At 73.1% G+C, this 14,992-nt stretch carries 12 protein-coding genes; 2 read left to right on the top strand and 10 right to left on the bottom strand.

The window, feature by feature from the left end; all coding sequences use genetic code 11:
- Positions 1–120 precede the first annotated feature (120 nt).
- Positions 121–3,432, top strand: a complete 3,312-nt coding sequence (gene lysX, locus ACIQU6_RS27105) for a bifunctional lysylphosphatidylglycerol synthetase/lysine--tRNA ligase LysX (protein WP_403484290.1) — start codon at positions 121–123, stop codon at positions 3,430–3,432.
- A 74-nt stretch (positions 3,433–3,506) separates the two neighbouring features.
- On the opposite strand, the gene ACIQU6_RS27100 is transcribed toward lysX, so the two are convergent.
- The 5 genes from ACIQU6_RS27100 to ACIQU6_RS27080 are packed head-to-tail and all read right to left on the bottom strand — an operon-like array spanning position 3,507 to position 9,605.
- Positions 3,507–4,532, bottom strand: a complete 1,026-nt coding sequence (locus ACIQU6_RS27100) for a 2-hydroxyacid dehydrogenase (RefSeq protein ID WP_403484289.1) — start codon at positions 4,530–4,532, stop codon at positions 3,507–3,509.
- A 59-nt stretch (positions 4,533–4,591) separates the two neighbouring features.
- On the bottom strand, positions 4,592–5,218 hold the full coding sequence (locus ACIQU6_RS27095; RefSeq protein WP_403484288.1) for a histidine phosphatase family protein: 627 nt from the start codon (positions 5,216–5,218) through the stop codon (positions 4,592–4,594).
- Positions 5,215–6,732 (bottom strand): FGGY-family carbohydrate kinase, encoded by a 1,518-nt coding sequence (locus ACIQU6_RS27090; RefSeq protein ID WP_403484287.1) that lies wholly within the window; start codon positions 6,730–6,732, stop codon positions 5,215–5,217. The genes ACIQU6_RS27095 and ACIQU6_RS27090 overlap by 4 nt, the downstream gene beginning before the upstream one ends.
- Positions 6,725–8,284, bottom strand: coding sequence for an FGGY-family carbohydrate kinase (locus tag ACIQU6_RS27085; protein ID WP_403484286.1), 1,560 nt, complete (start codon positions 8,282–8,284; stop codon positions 6,725–6,727). Before ACIQU6_RS27085 ends, ACIQU6_RS27090 begins: the two co-directional genes overlap by 8 nt.
- A gap of 13 nt (positions 8,285–8,297) precedes the next feature.
- Complete coding sequence (locus ACIQU6_RS27080; protein WP_403484285.1) at positions 8,298–9,605, bottom strand: MFS transporter; 1,308 nt, start codon at positions 9,603–9,605, stop codon at positions 8,298–8,300.
- 287 nt (positions 9,606–9,892) lie between these two features.
- On the opposite strand from ACIQU6_RS27080, the gene ACIQU6_RS27075 reads away from it, so the two are divergent.
- The gene (locus ACIQU6_RS27075) at positions 9,893–10,675 is read left to right on the top strand and encodes a DeoR/GlpR family DNA-binding transcription regulator (RefSeq protein WP_403484284.1); all 783 of its coding nucleotides are present in this window, start codon (positions 9,893–9,895) and stop codon (positions 10,673–10,675) included.
- Positions 10,676–10,851: 176 nt separating this feature from the next.
- Here ACIQU6_RS27075 and ACIQU6_RS27070 read toward each other — a convergent pair whose 3' ends face one another.
- The 5 genes from ACIQU6_RS27070 to ACIQU6_RS27050 all read right to left on the bottom strand — a co-directional run bounded on the left by ACIQU6_RS27070 (position 10,852) and on the right by ACIQU6_RS27050 (position 14,969).
- The gene (locus ACIQU6_RS27070; protein WP_403484283.1) at positions 10,852–11,331 is read right to left on the bottom strand and encodes an acyl-CoA thioesterase; all 480 of its coding nucleotides are present in this window, start codon (positions 11,329–11,331) and stop codon (positions 10,852–10,854) included.
- Between the two features lie 54 nt (positions 11,332–11,385).
- Positions 11,386–12,066 carry an ABC transporter ATP-binding protein gene (locus tag ACIQU6_RS27065; protein WP_403484282.1) on the bottom strand — a complete coding sequence of 227 codons (681 nt, stop codon included), beginning with the start codon at positions 12,064–12,066 and terminating at the stop codon, positions 11,386–11,388.
- Between the two features lie 2 nt (positions 12,067–12,068).
- Positions 12,069–13,040, bottom strand: a complete 972-nt coding sequence (locus tag ACIQU6_RS27060) for an oligopeptide/dipeptide ABC transporter ATP-binding protein (RefSeq protein ID WP_403484325.1) — start codon at positions 13,038–13,040, stop codon at positions 12,069–12,071.
- Positions 13,041–13,117: 77 nt separating this feature from the next.
- Positions 13,118–14,011 (bottom strand): ABC transporter permease, encoded by an 894-nt coding sequence (locus ACIQU6_RS27055; protein ID WP_403484281.1) that lies wholly within the window; start codon positions 14,009–14,011, stop codon positions 13,118–13,120.
- A complete protein-coding gene (locus ACIQU6_RS27050; protein WP_403484324.1) occupies positions 14,004–14,969 on the bottom strand; it encodes an ABC transporter permease in 966 nt (321 codons plus the stop codon). The genes ACIQU6_RS27055 and ACIQU6_RS27050 overlap by 8 nt, the downstream gene beginning before the upstream one ends.
- Positions 14,970–14,992 lie beyond the last annotated feature (23 nt).

Below are 14,992 nucleotides of genomic sequence, written 5' to 3'. Positions count from 1 at the left end.
GACAGACAACGCAGGGGGCGGGGCCGGCGGGTCGGCCGGTCGCAGCGGCAGTGGAACGGAGGCGGGGAGCTCGCGCCTCGTGTTGGACTGCCGACCCCTTTCAGAGCCTAATGTGACGGAATGAGCACCGTGCAGGACCAGGATCAACTCACGGGGTGGCGACGCTTCCGGCGCCGCGTCCCCAATGGCTTTGCCATCATCTTCAGCTTGCTGGGGCTCTTCTGTGCCCTGACAGCGCTGATCGGGCCCCTTCGGCGCGCTCTCCACTCAGTGATCTACTGGCTGGACACGCTCACCATCCCGGTGGCGCCGAACTTCGCCTACGCCGCGTTCCTCTTCCTCCTGGCCGCGGCGATGACCGCCCGGAAACGGGTGGCCCTGTGGTTCGTGGCCGCGTACATGGTGTTGAACGTCCTCGCCGACGCGCTGTTCCTGGCCGCCGGGTTCTGGGAGTTCGGCTTCTCCCTGGTGCTGTGCACCGGCGCGCTGGTGCTGTTGGTGGTGTCGCACCGGGAGTTCTACGCGATCACCCGGCGCGGGGCGTTCCTGCGGGCCGCGTTGGTGCTCGTCGGCGGTCTGGTGACCGCGGTGCTGATCGGCTGGGGCCTGGTGTCGCTGGCGCCCGGTTCGTTGGAGCACGGCGGCGGCAACCGGCTGCTGTGGGCGGCCAACCGCGTCTGCGGTGGGCTGGTCGGCGGCCGGATCGTCGAGGGGCACCCGCCGCACTGGATCGGCACCCTGCTCGGTCTGCTGGGCGCGCTGGCGCTGCTCAACGCCGCCGCCGCACTGTTCCGTTCGCAGCGGATGGAAGCCGCACTGCACGGTGACGAGGAGGACCGGATCCGGGCGCTGCTGGCGAAGTACGGCAGCCAGGACTCGCTCGGCTACTTCGCCACGCGTCGCGACAAGGCCGTGGTCTTCTCCCCCAGCGGCAAGGCCGCGGTCACGTACCGGGTCGAGGCCGGTGTCTGCCTGGCCAGTGGCGACCCGGTCGGTGACCGGGAGGCGTGGGGTCCGGCCATTGACGCGTGGCTGGAAGTCGCCGGTCGGTACGGCTGGCAGCCGGCGGTCATGGGAGCGAGCGAGGACGGCGCGAAGGCGTTCGCGCGCGCCGGGCTGGGTGCGTTGCAGCTCGGTGACGAGGCGATCCTGCACGTGGCGAACTTCGATCTGGACGGCCGGGACATGCGGGTCACCCGCCAGGCCGTCAATCGCGTCCAGCGGACCGGTGCGACGTTCCGGGTGCGGCGTCACGCGGAGCTGACCGACGCGGAGATGCAGGAGGTCATCCAGCGGGCGGACGCGTGGCGGGACACCGAGACCGAGCGTGGCTTCTCGATGGCGCTGGACCGGCTCGGGGACGGGCAGGACGGCGACTGTCTGCTGGCGGAGGCGTTCGACAGCGACGGCAGGATGATCGCGCTGTTGTCGTTCGTGCCGTGGGGCAAGGACGGCATCTCGCTGGATCTGATGCGGCGCGACCGCAGTGCGCCGAACGGCGTGATGGAGTACATGGTCGCGCAGGTGTGCGCGCAGGCCGGGGCGCTGGGAGTGCGCCGGATCTCGCTGAACTTCGCGGTGTTCCGGTCCGCCTTCGAGGAGGGTTCCCGGATCGGTGCCGGGCCGGTGTTGAAGGTCTGGCGGCGGCTGCTGCTGTTCTTCTCCCGTTGGTGGCAGTTGGAGGCGCTGTACCGCTCGAACTCGAAGTACCACCCGGAGTGGTACCCGCGGTTCCTGTGCTACGCGGATGCCGGTGCGCTGGCGCGGATCGGTATGGCCTCGGGTATCGCCGAGGGCTTCGTGGCGGTGCCGAGCCTGGGCAAGCTGTGGGGCAAGGGGCACAAGAAGCGGGTGTTGGCCCCGGCGAGCACGGCGGGTCTGCCGTCGCTCGACGAGCTGGGTCTGGTGGCGGCCGAGCCGGCCACCGAAGAGGAGCGGCGCGCGCAGGAGTTGGCGGCGCTGCCGGAGCAGGTGCGGGTGCGGCACCAGAAGTTGGAGCGGCTGCGGGAGACGGGCGTCGACCCGTATCCGGTGGGCGTGCAGCGGACGCACACGCTGGGTCAGGTGCGCGAGGAGCACCGGGGGCTGGCGGCCGGTGAGCGCACCGGCAAGACCGTGACGGTGGCCGGGCGGGTGTTGCTGGTCCGGGATCACGGCGGGGTGCTGTTCGCGGAGTTGCGGGACTGGTCGGGCGATCTGCAGATCGCGCTGACGCGGGACGCCGGTGAGTTGCTGGACCGTTTCGGTACGGATGTGGACCTCGGTGACCATGTGGAGGCCGAGGGCGAGGTCGGGGCCAGTGACCGCGGCGAGTTGACGGTGTTCGTCACCGGGTGGCGGCTGACGGCGAAGTGTCTGCGTCCGCTGCCGGACAAGCGGCGGGGGCTGTCCGACCCGGAGGCGCGGGTCCGTCAGCGGTATGTGGACCTGGTGGTGTCGTCGGATGCGCGGGAGACCGTGCGGGCGCGCAGCACGGCGGTGCAGGCGCTGCGGCAGGGGCTGATCGACCGGGGTTACCTGGAGGTCGAGACGCCGATGCTCCAGCAGATCCACGGTGGTGCCAACGCCCGGCCGTTCCACACCCACATCAACGCCTACGACCTGGACCTGTATCTGCGGATCGCGCCGGAGCTGTATCTGAAGCGGCTCTGTGTGGGCGGTATGGAGAAGGTCTTCGAGATGGGGCGGACGTTCCGGAACGAGGGCATCTCGTACAAGCACAACCCCGAGTTCACGATGTTGGAGGCGTACCAGGCGTTCGCCGACTACGACGTGATGCTCAATCTGACCCGGGAGTTGATCCAGGGCGCGGCGGTCGCCGCGTTCGGGAGCGCCACCGCTCGTAAGGCGGACAAGAACGGGCGGCTGGTCGAGCACGACATCTCGGGTGTCTGGCCGGTGAAGACGGTGTACGGCGCGATCTCCGAGGCGCTCGGGGAAGAGGTGACGGCCGATACCGAGCCGGATGTGCTGCGGCGGCTGTGTCTGGGCGCTTCGGTGCCGGTGACCCCGGAGATGGGTCGGGGCGACGTGGTGTTGGAGATGTACGAGCGGCTGGTGGAGGAGAAGACCACGCTGCCGACGTTCTACAAGGACTTCCCCACGGACGTCTCGCCGTTGACGCGTCAGCACCGGGTGGATCCGCGGTTGGCGGAGCGTTGGGACCTGGTGGCGTTCGGTACCGAGTTGGGCACCGCGTACTCGGAGTTGACCGATCCGGTCGAGCAGCGGCGCCGGTTGACGGCGCAGTCACTGTTGGCGGCCGGCGGTGACCCGGAGGCGATGGAGCTGGACGAGGACTTCCTCCAGGCGCTGGAGTACGCGATGCCGCCGACCGGTGGTCTGGGCATCGGCGTGGACCGGCTGGTGATGTTCCTGACGGGTCTGTCGATCCGGGAGACGCTGCCGTTCCCGTTGGTGCGTAAGCGCTAGTCGCGGCAGGGCCGAAAGCGCCGGACGGGCTGGGATTTCCTCCAGCCCGTCCGGCGCTTTCGTTTGGGTGGGTGTCAGGCGTTGGCCTGGTGGCGGAGGGGTTCGCCGCGGAGGTAGCGGCCGACCTCGGCGGCGGCGATGTCGGCGGCCTTGTGGGCGACTTGTTGGCTGCCGCCGGCGATGTGCGGGGTGAGGACGACGCCGGGGGCGGTGAGCAGGCGGGAGTCGGCGGGGACGGGTTCTTCGGGGAAGACGTCGAAGCCGGCGCCGGCGAGTTGGCCGGAGGCGAGGGCGTCGCAGACCGCGTCGTAGTCGAGGAGGGCGCCGCGGGCGCAGTTGACGAGGACCGAGCCGTGGGGCATCGCGGCGATCTGGGCGCGGCCGATCATGCCGGTGGTCTCGGGGGTGACCCGGGCGTGCAGGGAGACGATGCGGGAGCGGGTGAGGAGTTCGTCGAGGGTGACCTGTTCGGCGAGGCCGGCGAGGGCCTCGGGGCGGACGTAGGGGTCGTGGACGAGGACGTGGGCGCCCATGGCGTGCAGGACCTTGGCGACGCGGCTGCCGATGGCGCCGAAGCCGATCAGGCCGATGGTGGTGCCGTCGATCTCGATGCCGCAGTTGTCGTAGTCGTAGTAGTCGCCGCGCCAGACGCCGCGGCGGAGGTCGGTGTGGGTGTCGCCGACGCCGCGGGCGGCGGCCAGCAGCAGGGTGAGGGTGTGTTCGGCGGTGGCGGTGGCGTTGCGGCCGGGGGCGTTGCAGACGGCGACGCCGTGGCGGGTGGCGGCTTCGAGGTTGGCGTTGACGGGGCCGCCGCGGCTGGTGCAGAAGAGCTTGAGGTCGGGGCAGTTGGCGAGGATGCGGGCGGTGAGGGGGCCGTGTTCGGTGACGCAGATCTCGACGCCCTGGAGGGCCTCGATCATCTCGTCCTCGGTGCCGGACGCCTCGATGACCTCGGCGACGGGTCCGAACGGGGTGTGTGGCCAGCCGAATTGGAGTTCGCGTATCGCGAGGGGGGTGTCCCCGGCCGCCTTGCGGACGGCGGCGCTGAACAGGCCGGGGCGGATGAAGTGGTTGCCGGCGGCGAGGACGGTGGTGGTCATGCGGGGTTCTTCTCCTGCGTTCGGTGGGGTTGTTGGGGAGGCCGGGGGTGTGGTGGTGGTCAGGGCAGGGCGGGGGCCGCGGTGTGGGCGGGGGCGTTGAGGCGGAGCAGGGCGGTGTGTTCGTCCTCGATGCGGATCTCGGTGAGGGCGCCGTTGTGGAGTTGGGGGAAGGTGCGGCGGTAGGCGGCGAGCGGGATGCCCAGCAGGTGGCAGAGGAGGAGCCGGAGGAGGGTGGAGTGGGCGACGATCAGAATGCGGCCGTGGGGTTGGTCGCGGGCGATGTCGGCGAGGCAGGCGGCGGCGCGTTCGGCGGCGTGGCGGGGATGTTCGCCGCCGGGGAGGTGGTGGTCGGCGGGGTCGGTGAGGAAGGCGGCCAGGTGGTGGGGGAAGCGCCCGCGCATCTCGTCGCGGGTGAGTCCCTCGCCCTGGCCGAAGTCGAGTTCGTAGAGCCGTTCGTCGACGTGGAGGGGGAGGTCGCAGGCGTCGGCGGTGGGGGCGGCGGTGAGGCGGGCGCGGGCGAGGGGGGAGCTCCAGATGGCGGTGAGGTGGGCGGTGGTGGCCCAGTGGGCGAGGGTGCGGGCCTGTTCGCGGCCGAGGTCGGTGAGCGGGACGTCGGTGCGGCCGGCGTAGCGGTTCTCGGCGTGCCAGATGGTTTCGCCGTGGCGGACGAGGAGGAAGTCGGTCACGGGGTGGCCTTCCTGAGGGCGTGGTCGGCGACGGCGGGGTCGAGCCAGCCTCGGTGGGTGAGTTCGGCGACGAAGCGGCGGTAGGTGGGCAGGTGGCGGGTGGTGCGGTCGGGGGCGGGGCGGATCTCGGTGCCGGGGCGGACCATGGCGGCGGCGGCCTCGGCGAGGGTGGCGCCGGAGGAGGTGGCGGCGAGGACGGCCATGCCGAGTGCGCCTTCGGCGTGTTCGGGGACGTGGACGGTGCGGCCGAGGACTTCGGCGCGCAGGCGGCACCAGTAGGCGTTGCGGGCGCCGCCGCCGGTGAAGGTGAGGGGGCCGTCGGTGGGGGCGCCGAGGTGGTCGAGGTAGTCGAAGCAGAGGCGTTCGAGGCAGGCGACGCCGAGGAGGTAGGCGTGGAACTCGGTGGCGCGGTTGGGGATGTCGCCGAGGAGGAAGGGTTCGGCTTCGGGGGCGTGGAAGGGGAAGCGTTCGCCGCCGGTGGAGACCAGGGGGTAGGCGACGGCGTCGGGGTCGAGGGCGGCGGCCTGGTCGGTGAGGACGTCGAGGTTCTCGCCGTGGAAGTACTGGGAGATGACGCCGGCGCCGCTGCCGGAGGCGCCGCCGGGGAGCCAGGTGTTGGCGGGGCCGCGGTGGCAGTAGACGACGCCGGCGGGGTCGCGGACGAGGTGGTCACTGCTGCCTTTGAGGACGAGGGTGGTGCCGAGGACGGAGTTCCAGGCGCCGGGGGTGAGGGCGCCAGCGCCGATCTGGGCGGCGCAGCCGTCGGTCATGCCGGCGACGATGGTGGTACCGGCGGGGATGCCGGTGGTGTGGGCTGCGTCGGCGTGGACGGTGCCGAGGACGGTGCCGGGGCGGACGACGTCGGGCAGCAGCTCGGCGGGGATGCCGAGGGGGTCGGTGACGTCGTGGGGCCAGCGTTCGGCGATGAGGTGGTAGCCGGTCTTGAGGGCGTGGCTGGCGTCGCTGGGGAGTTGACGGCCGGCCAGTTTCCAGGTGACGAGGTCGACTTGGTGGAGGAGGCGGGTGCCGGTGCGCAGGGTGGGGTCGTGTTCGAGGAGCCAGCGGAGTTTGGGCAGGGCCCAGGAGGGCGGCATGGTGCGGTAGCCGAGTTCCTGCCAGACGGCGGCGCCGGCGGCGTTGACGGCGTCGGTCTGGTCGGTGGCGCGGCCGTCGTCGTACATCAGGCCGGGGGTGAGGGGGGTGCCGTGGGGGTCGGTGAGGAGGAGGGTGCCGGAGGTACCGTCGATCGCCAGGCCCCGGATGCGGCTGGTGTCGAGGCCGGTGAGGGCCTCGCGGCAGGCGTCGGCGAGGGCGGTCCACCACTCGGCGGGGTCCTGTTCGTGGCGGTTGCCGGTGCGCTTGCTGGTGAGCGGGCGGGCGGCGGTGGCCAGCAGGGTGCCGGTGCCGTCGACGGCGAGGCAGCGGGCGCTCTGGGTGCCGAGGTCGAGGCCGAGCCAGATGTCGTCGGGGGCGGGGCCTGGGCCGGTGGGGCCGGGGGCGTGCGGGTCAGACACGGATGCCTCCTGGGGCGGGGGTCTCGGCGGGGTGGTGGGGGCGGTCGGTGCGGTGGGCGGCGGGGCGCGGGCGGCGGGTGGCGGCGCCCTGCCAGCCGGCGGTGCGGGCCAGGCCGCGCCAGGCGAGGAAGTCGTCGTGCAGGGCGGCGTAGAAGGTGGCGCGTTCGGGGTCGGGTTGCCAGGTGCGCTGCATGCGGACGTAGGTGTCAGCGGCGCGGTGCATGCTGCTGGCGGCGCCGGTGCGGACCAGGCCGGTGAGGAAGGCGCCCTTGGCGCCGATCTCGGTGTCGCCGGAGCGGGCGGTGGGCACGCCGGTGGCGTCGGCGATGAGGGCGCACCAGGCGTCGCTGTTGGCGCCGCCGCCGCACAGCCGTAGTTCGGTGACGTCGGTGCGGGCGGCGGTCAGGCAGTCGCGCAGGACGAGGGAGAGGCCGTCGAAGACGGCGCGGGCGAGGTCGGCGGGGGTGTGTTCGAGGGAGAGGCCCCAGAAGGAGCCGCGGGCGCCGGGGTCGAGGAAGGGGGCGCGTTCGCCGGCGGGTGAGAGGTAGGGCAGGAACATCAGGCCGCGGGCGCCGGGTTCGGACTCGAAGGCGAGCCGGGCGAGTTCGGGCGGGCCGGGGAGGTGCAGGAGGCGGGCGGCCCAGCCGAGGACCTCGGCGCCGTTGAGGGTGGGGAAGGCGCGCAGGACGCGTTCGCGGCCGCGGTAGGCGATGTGGACGCCGGAGGGTTCGCCGCTGGTGTCGATGCCGGTGCGGACGATCTCGGTGCACAGGGTGGTGCCGAGGATGCTGCATGCCTGGCCGGGGTTGACGACGCCGACGCCGCGGGCGGTGGCGGCGATGTCGTAGGGGGCCATGACGACGGGGAGGCCGGCGGGCAGGCCGAGTTGGGCGGCGGCGTCGGTGGTGAGTTCGGCGATGCGCTGGTCCTCGGCGAGGACGGTGGGCAGCAGTCGGGCGTGTGCGGTGAGGCCGAAGAGTTCGAGGATGGCGGGGTCGTACTGGCCGGTGGTGTGGTCGAGGAAGGGCGCGGAGGCGTCGGATTCGTCGGTGGCGCGGAGGCCGGTGAGGCGGAGGAAGAGCCAGCCGGCGGCGGTGAGGGAGGTGGCGGAGCGGGCGAGCCGGTCGGGGTCGTGGGCGGCGAGCCAGGCGAAGAGGGCGTTGGGCATGCCGGCGCAGGTCAGTGAGCCGTTGCGGCGGAACGCGGCTTCGAGGAGGCCGTCGCGCTGCCAGGTGGTGAGCAGGTCGCCGGCGCGGCCGTCGGACCAGAGGATGGCGGGGCCGGTGGGGCGGCCGTGGTCGTCGACCAGCCAGGCGCCGTCGCCCTGGGCGGTGAACGAGACCAGCCAGACGGGGTCGTTGAGGTCGGTGAGGACCTCGCGGACGGTGCGGACGACGGCCTGCCAGACGGCGTCCATGTCCTGTTCGGCCCAGCCGGGGTGGGGGCGGGTGACGTGGGTGGCGACGCGGGAGACGGCGATCTCGTTGCCCTGGTCGTCGAAGACGACGGACTTGATGACGGTGGTGCCGGCGTCGATGGTGAGTACGGACATCAGCGGGGTCCTTTCACGCCGAGGCCGGGTGGGTGTGCGGTGCGGCGGCGTCCTGGTCGGCCGCCGCCGGTTCCGGCTCGTCCGGCAGTTTCAGGAAGAGGGTGAGGACGCAGCTCACCGCGTACATCCCCGCGAAGATCCAGACCACCCCTTCGACGCCGAGCGGCCCGACGAAGGCGGCGACGACGGCGGGTCCGACGAAGGTGCTGGCGCCGGCGCCGAGGTTGAGGGCCGCCAGTGCCTGTCCCTTGTGCCGCGGTTCCAGGGAGGGCATCAACGCTGATATCGGTACGTATCCCGCCAGAGTAGCGCCGTAGAACGCGGCGACCAGGAGGGCGAGCGGGAAGTTCGGGCCGGCGGCGGTGGGGACGTGGAACAGCAGCAGGGTGCTCAGGGTGCAGCCGGCGCCGCCGCACCAGGCGATGGTGCGACGCCAGCCGATGCGGTCGCCGAGCGCGCCGAACGCGAGGTTGGCGACGATGTTGGTGGCGAACATCGCGCTGAGCAGGTGCAGCCACTGGGTGAGGGAGAACCCCACGGTCTTGGTGAAGTACACCGGCAGGATGACGAAGAAGCCGAACTGGGAGGCGGTGTTGACGACCCGGACGAGTGCGCCGGCGCCGACCCGGGGGTTGCGCCACAGGACGGTGACGCTGCCGACGAGGGTGGCCAGCGGGCCCTCGCCCGCGCCGCGCGGCCGCGGGGAGCCCTGTTCGTCGCGGACCAGCAGGAGGGCGAGCAGTCCGCCGGCGGCCACCAGTGCCAGGGCGGACCAGAGGGTGGCGTAGGCGCCGATGTGCGGGATCAGGGCGCTGGCGACGAGGGAGCCGAGGGTGGGCAGGCCACCGGTGAAGGCGAACCAGAACCAGCCCATGGCGGTGCCGAGGCGGGCGCGGGGTGCGACGCCGGCGATCCAGACGAGGAAGCCGTAGGCGAAGAGCGGGTAGCCCAGGCCGCGCAGGCCGTAGCCGAGGAGCATCAGCGGGTAGCTGTCGAGCGGCAGGGCGGCGGTGAGGAAGAGGAGTTGGAAGGCGGCCCAGATGGCCAGGCCGGTCCACATCACGCGGCGCGGTCCCCACAGGTCGGCGAGGACGCCGGAGAGCCAGGCGGCGAGGGCGGCGGCGATGCCGTAGACGGTGAAGAGGAGCGCGACGCGGGGTTCGGGGACGCCGCGGTCGATGAGGTACGGGGAGAGGTACCCGGACTCGACGCCGTCGCCGATCATGAAGAGGAGCAGGCCGAGGTAGCCCCAGGCGAGGGTCGGGGGGATACCGAGGCGGGTCAGGAGCGCGCGGGGCGCGGGCAGCGGAGGGTTCGTCATCGAAGCTCCCCTTCTTCTGCGGCGGGACGGGTGCGAGTGGGTCCGGGCCGGCGGAGGGTGCGGTGGGGCGCGCGGCCGGTGGACGACGCGGTGATGCAACCGTCCGCGTAAAAGGGGCGTCAAGGGTGGCCGGAATCTTCCCATTGCCGGGGCGACCTGCCGTGATGCATCGGTGCGGAACCGCCCTCGGCGGGCACGCGGACCCGTCGTGCCGCGTTACATTCGTGCGAACATCACGCGGCGCCTTCACTCGGGTGACCGCGGTGCGAACCGGAGGGAACGGGGCGATGGACCGGATCGAGGCCCAGGAGGAACGGCGGCGCCGCATCCGGGAGTCGGTGATCTCGCGGGGGTTCGTGCGGACCTCGGAGCTGGCCGCCGAGTTCGGGATCAGCCTGATGACCGCCCATCGGGATCTGGACGCGCTCCAGGCGCAGGGGTGGCTGCGGAAGGTGCGGGGCGGGGCGACGGGGCTGCCGTCGGCGCAGTTCCACGGGACGGTCGCGGAGCGGATGGCGACCATGGCGGCGACCAAGCAGCAGTTGGCGCGGGCCGCCGCGGAGCTGTTGGTGCCGGGGCAGACGGTGATGCTGGACGACAGCACGACGTGTCTGATGCTGGCGCACCAGATGCCCGAGCACGCGCCGTTGACCGTGCTGACCAACTCGCTGCCGGCGATCACCACACTGGCCAAGGAGCCGGGGATCTCGCTGATCACGCTGGGCGGGGCGTACTTCCCGGCGTACGACGCGTTCATGGGGCTGCACACCGCGGACGCGGTCCGGGCGTACCGGGCCGATGTGCTGTTCCTGTCGACGACGGCCGTCGCCAAGGGCCGTTGCTATCACACCTCGCCGGAGACGGTGCTGGTCAAGCGGGCGATGATGGAGAGCGCGGCGCGCCGGGTGCTGGTCGCCGACCACACCAAGTTCCGCAAGGACGGCCTGTACGCGCTGGCGCCGCTGACCGACTTCGACCTGCTGATCACCGACGACGGCCTGCCGGCGGACCGGATCCGGGCGGTTCGCGCGGCGGGCACGGAAGTGCGGGTGGTGGAGCAGCGGGGGTGAGGGGCGGCCCGGGCCTCTGCCGCGCCGCTGTGTGGCGGGCCATCGTGCGGTGGCCATCGTGTGTGCCGTGCCGGGAATACCCCACCCACGCCCGGCCGTTGACGGCCCCGAGGGGGCCCGTGCATCCCCTACGGGATCCGTTCGCCCCTCCCCCAAGGGCCTTCCCGGAGCCGCCCCTACTCCTCCGCCAGCCCCAGCACCCCGGGGTTCGTGGCCAGTTCGCGCAGGGCCGCCCGCGGGTCGGCGACGAGGTGGCGCTCGGTGAGGTCCAGGAGTCCGCAGACGGCGCTGATCTCGGCGGAGAGGGTGCCGTCTGCCCTGCGCACGCGCTGCTCGATCACGAAGGTCTTGCCACTGGTCCTGCCGCCGCGCCAGACGAACGCGCAGGAGACCTCGACCTCGTCGCCGGCGCGCAGTTCCCTGCGGTAGCGGATGGTGGTCTCCAGGGTCACCGGGCCGATGCCGCGGGCGACCAACGTGCTCTGCGGGACGCCGGCGGCCTGGAGGGCGGACCAGCGGGCGTGCTCGGCGTACTGGAGGTAGACGCTCTGGTTGAGGTGTCCCTGACTGTCGGTCTCGTAGCCGCGGACGGTGATCGGCACGGTGAAGGGCCCGTCCGTGCCCGCCTCCGTCGTCACAGGTGCCACTTCGGCCACGATCGCTCCTGTCTCCCCAGGGACCACATGTCGGCCCATCGTAGGCGGGAACGCTCAGTCGGTGCCCGGCATTCCGCCCTCCGCGCCGAGTTCCGCCCAGCTCACGATGCGGTCGCACCAGCGCCGGAGCAGCATCCGGTCGTGGCCGACGGCCAGCAGTCCGGCGCCGCTGCGGGCACGGTAGGACTCGACGACGGCGACGAGCGCGGCGGTGGTGGAGGCGTCCAGCATCGCGGTCATCTCGTCGCAGATCAGCCAGCGGGGGCGGAGCACCAGGGCGCGGGCCAGGCAGGCGCGTTGCAACTGCCCGTCGCTGACCTCGTGCGGGCGGCGGGCGAGCAGGTCGTCGGTGAGGCCGACGTCGGGCGCCAACTCCCTCAGCCGGTCCGGGACTTCGGACTTCCGGCCGGTGGCGCGGAGCGGCTCGGCGATGAGGTCGGCGAGGCGCAGGCGGGGGTCGACGGAGAGCCGGGGCTGTTGGAAGACGACGCCGAAGGCGGTGCGTTGGGCGCGGGGGGCGCGGTGCCGCCAGCCGGCGGCGGGGGCGCCGTCCAGGAGGACGGTGCCGGCGTCGGGGCGGTGCAGCAGGGCGGCGACCCGGGCGAGGGTGGACTTGCCGCAGCCGCTGGGGCCGAGCAGGCCGACCGCCTCGCCCGGGGCGAGGGCCAGGGACGCGCCGCGGACGACGGGGGCGCCGCGGTCGTATCCCGCGGTGATGTCGCGCAGTTCGAGCACGGTCAGCTCTCCCTCTCGGGCGGCACCGGGCCCGCCGGCGGCAGCGGGTGGTGGCAGGCGACGCCGTCGCGCGGTGCGGGGAGCGTCGCGCAGGTGTCGGTGGCGCGGTCGCAGCGGGCGGCGAACGCGCAGCCGGCCGGCAGGTCGCCGAGTTCGGGCGGCATGCCGGGGATGGGGGTGAAGGCGCGGTCGGGCAGCGCGTCCAGCAGGCCGCGGGCGTAGGGGTGGCGGGGGCCGGGGGTGCCGAAGAACCGTCGGGCGTCGGCGAGTTCGACGATCCGGCCGGCGTACATCACGGCGACCCGGTCGGCGATCCGCTCGGCCGCCCGGAGGTCGTGGGTGATCATCAGCAGTGCGCGGCCGGCGTCGGCGGGTGCGGACGGGTCGGGTTGTGACGGGGTGGCGAGGTGGCGGCGGAGTTCGTCGACGGTGCGGTCCACCAGGTCACGGTCGAGGCCGGTGGTCGGTTCGTCGGCGAGCAGGAGCGGGGCGTCGCCGGAGAGGGCGAGGGCGGCGGCGGCGCGCTGGGCGAGGCCGCCGGAGAGCTGGTGCGGGTGGCGGTCGAGGTGGTCGGCGGGGAAGGCGGCGCGTTCGGCGGTCCGTTCGGCGGCCGCGCGCAGCTCGGGACCGCGCGGGGTGCCGGCCAACTCCCGTACGGTTTCCTCCAGTTGGGAGCGGACGGTGCGGACGGGGGTGAGGTGGGCGGCCGGGCTCTGCGGGATCAGGCCGATCCGGCGGCCGCGGACGGACCGGGCGAGCTCGGCCTCGGAGGCGGCGAGCAGGTCGGTCGGGCCGTGGGCGTCGGCGAGGTGCGCGGTCCCGGTGGCCTCGGCGTTGCCGGGCAGCAGTCCGAGGAGCGCGGAGGCCAGGACGGACTTGCCGCAGCCGCTCTCGCCGACGAGGACCAGGCATTCGCCCGGTGCCAGGTCGAAGGTGGCGTCGGTGACCGCGGCGACGGAGCGGCCGCCGGACATCCGGAAGCGCACGGTCAGCCCGCGGACCGAGAGGAGCGGGTCCCCGGTGGTGGCCTGCGGCGGAATCCCGTTGGCGTTCACAGCGTCAACTCCGATCGCCGGCGCGGGTTGAGCCGTTCCCGCCAGGCGCCGGCCAGGCCGGCGACGGCGAGGGTGGGGACGATGATGAACAGGCCGGGGAAGAGGGTGGGCCACCAGTCGCCGGCCAGGAGGGAGCTGCGGGCGGCGTTGGCCATGATGCCCAGGCTCGCCTCGTGGGCGGGCAGCCCGAGGCCGAGGAAGGACAGGGCGGACTCGTGCCAGATGGCGTGCGGGACCATCAGGACGGCGGCCAGGCCGGCCTGCGGCAGTACACCGGGCAGGAGGTGACGGGTCGTCACCCGCCAGCGGGAGGCACCGCCGGACAGGGCCGCGTCGAGGTAGGGCCGGGAGCGCAGCGAGAGCACCTCGGCGCGGACGATCCGGGCGGTGGAGAGCCAGTGGGTGAGCGCCACCGAGACGATCACGGGCCAGACGCCGGGTCGGAACATGGCGACGATGAAGATGCCGAGCAACAGGTGCGGCACCGAGGAGAAGAGGTCGACCAGGCGCATCACGGTGCGGTCGACCCACCCGCCGAGTGCGCCGGCCAGCGCGCCGACGGCGGTGCCGATGACGGTGGCGACCAGCGCGGCGACCACGCCGACCAGCAGCGAGACCCGCAGTCCGTAGACGCAGCGGAGCAGCAGGTCGCGGCCGACCTCGTCGGTGCCGAACGGGTGGGCGGCGGACGGCGGTTGGAGCTTGGCGGCCAGGTCCACGGCCTGCCGGTCCAGGGGGAACAGCAGCGGCACGAGGACGACGGCGAGGACGATCACGGCGAGCAGCGCGAGGCAGACGCGGAGCCGGCGGGCGTGCCGCGGCGCGGTGCCGCGGCGGCGCGGTGTCTTGGTCGACGCGGCGGACGCGCTGGACGTGGTGGTGCTAGCCATCGAATCCCACCCTCGGGTCGGCCAGTCCGTAGAGCAGGTCGGAGAGGAGGTTGCCGGCGAGGACGGCGGCGGTGGCGAGCACCGTGAGCGCGGCCAGCAGGGGGAAGTCGACGCTGGTGGCGGCCTGGACGGTGGCGGCGGCGATGCCGGGCCAGCTGAAGACGGTCTCCACCAGGAGCGCGCCGGTGATGAGTTCGGGCACCCGGGAGCCGATGAGGGTGAGCACGGGGAGCAGGCCGGAGCGCAGGGCGTGGTGGAGCAGGACGGTGCGCTCGCGCAGCCCGCGGGCGCGGGCGCCGCGCACCGGGTCCTCGTCGAGCGCGTCGCCGACGCCCTGGCGGACGTAGAGCACGAACCACGGGAGTTGGGAGGCGGCCAGCACCACGGTCGGCAGCGCGAGGTGGCGGGCTATCTGGTCGGCGGTGACGAGTTGGCTGCCGGTGTCGGTGAGACCGCCGGCCGGGAGGACGCCCAGCTTGAGCGCGCAGAGCCAGACCACGAGCAGGCCGAGCCAGTACGGCGGGGCGGCCTCCAGGACGTAGGCGACGGAGGTGACGGCGCGGTCGAAGGCGCCGCCGCGGCGCCGGGCGGCCAGTACGCCGAGGACGGTGCCGGCGAGCACGGCGAGGACGAAGGCCAGCGCGCACAACAGCAGGGACCAGCCCAGGCGTTCGCCGATGACCTGGGAGACGGGGGCGCGCAGGCTGGTGGAGTCGCCGAGGTCGCCGGTGAGGGCGTGGGTGAGCCAGTGCCACCAACGGGTCAGCAGGGGTTGGTCGACGCCCAGGTTGTGCCGGAGTTGGTCGAGATTCTCCTGGGAGGCGGTGAGCCCGGCGCCGCCGGCGTAGGCGCGCACCGGGTCGAAGGGTGAGGCAGCGGCGATCGCGAACACCCCGAGGGTGACGGCGAGGAGGACGGGCACGGCGGTCAGCGCCCGCCGTGCCGTCATCCGCGCCATCGGCCCCCAGGGCAAGGGGCGGT

The sequence above is a fragment of the Streptomyces sp. NPDC090442 genome (assembly GCF_044769405.1).
Lineage (GTDB): Bacteria > Actinomycetota > Actinomycetes > Streptomycetales > Streptomycetaceae > Streptomyces.
Note: the sequence above shows the minus strand (reverse complement) of the source record. Positions and strands in the feature narration are given on the sequence as shown.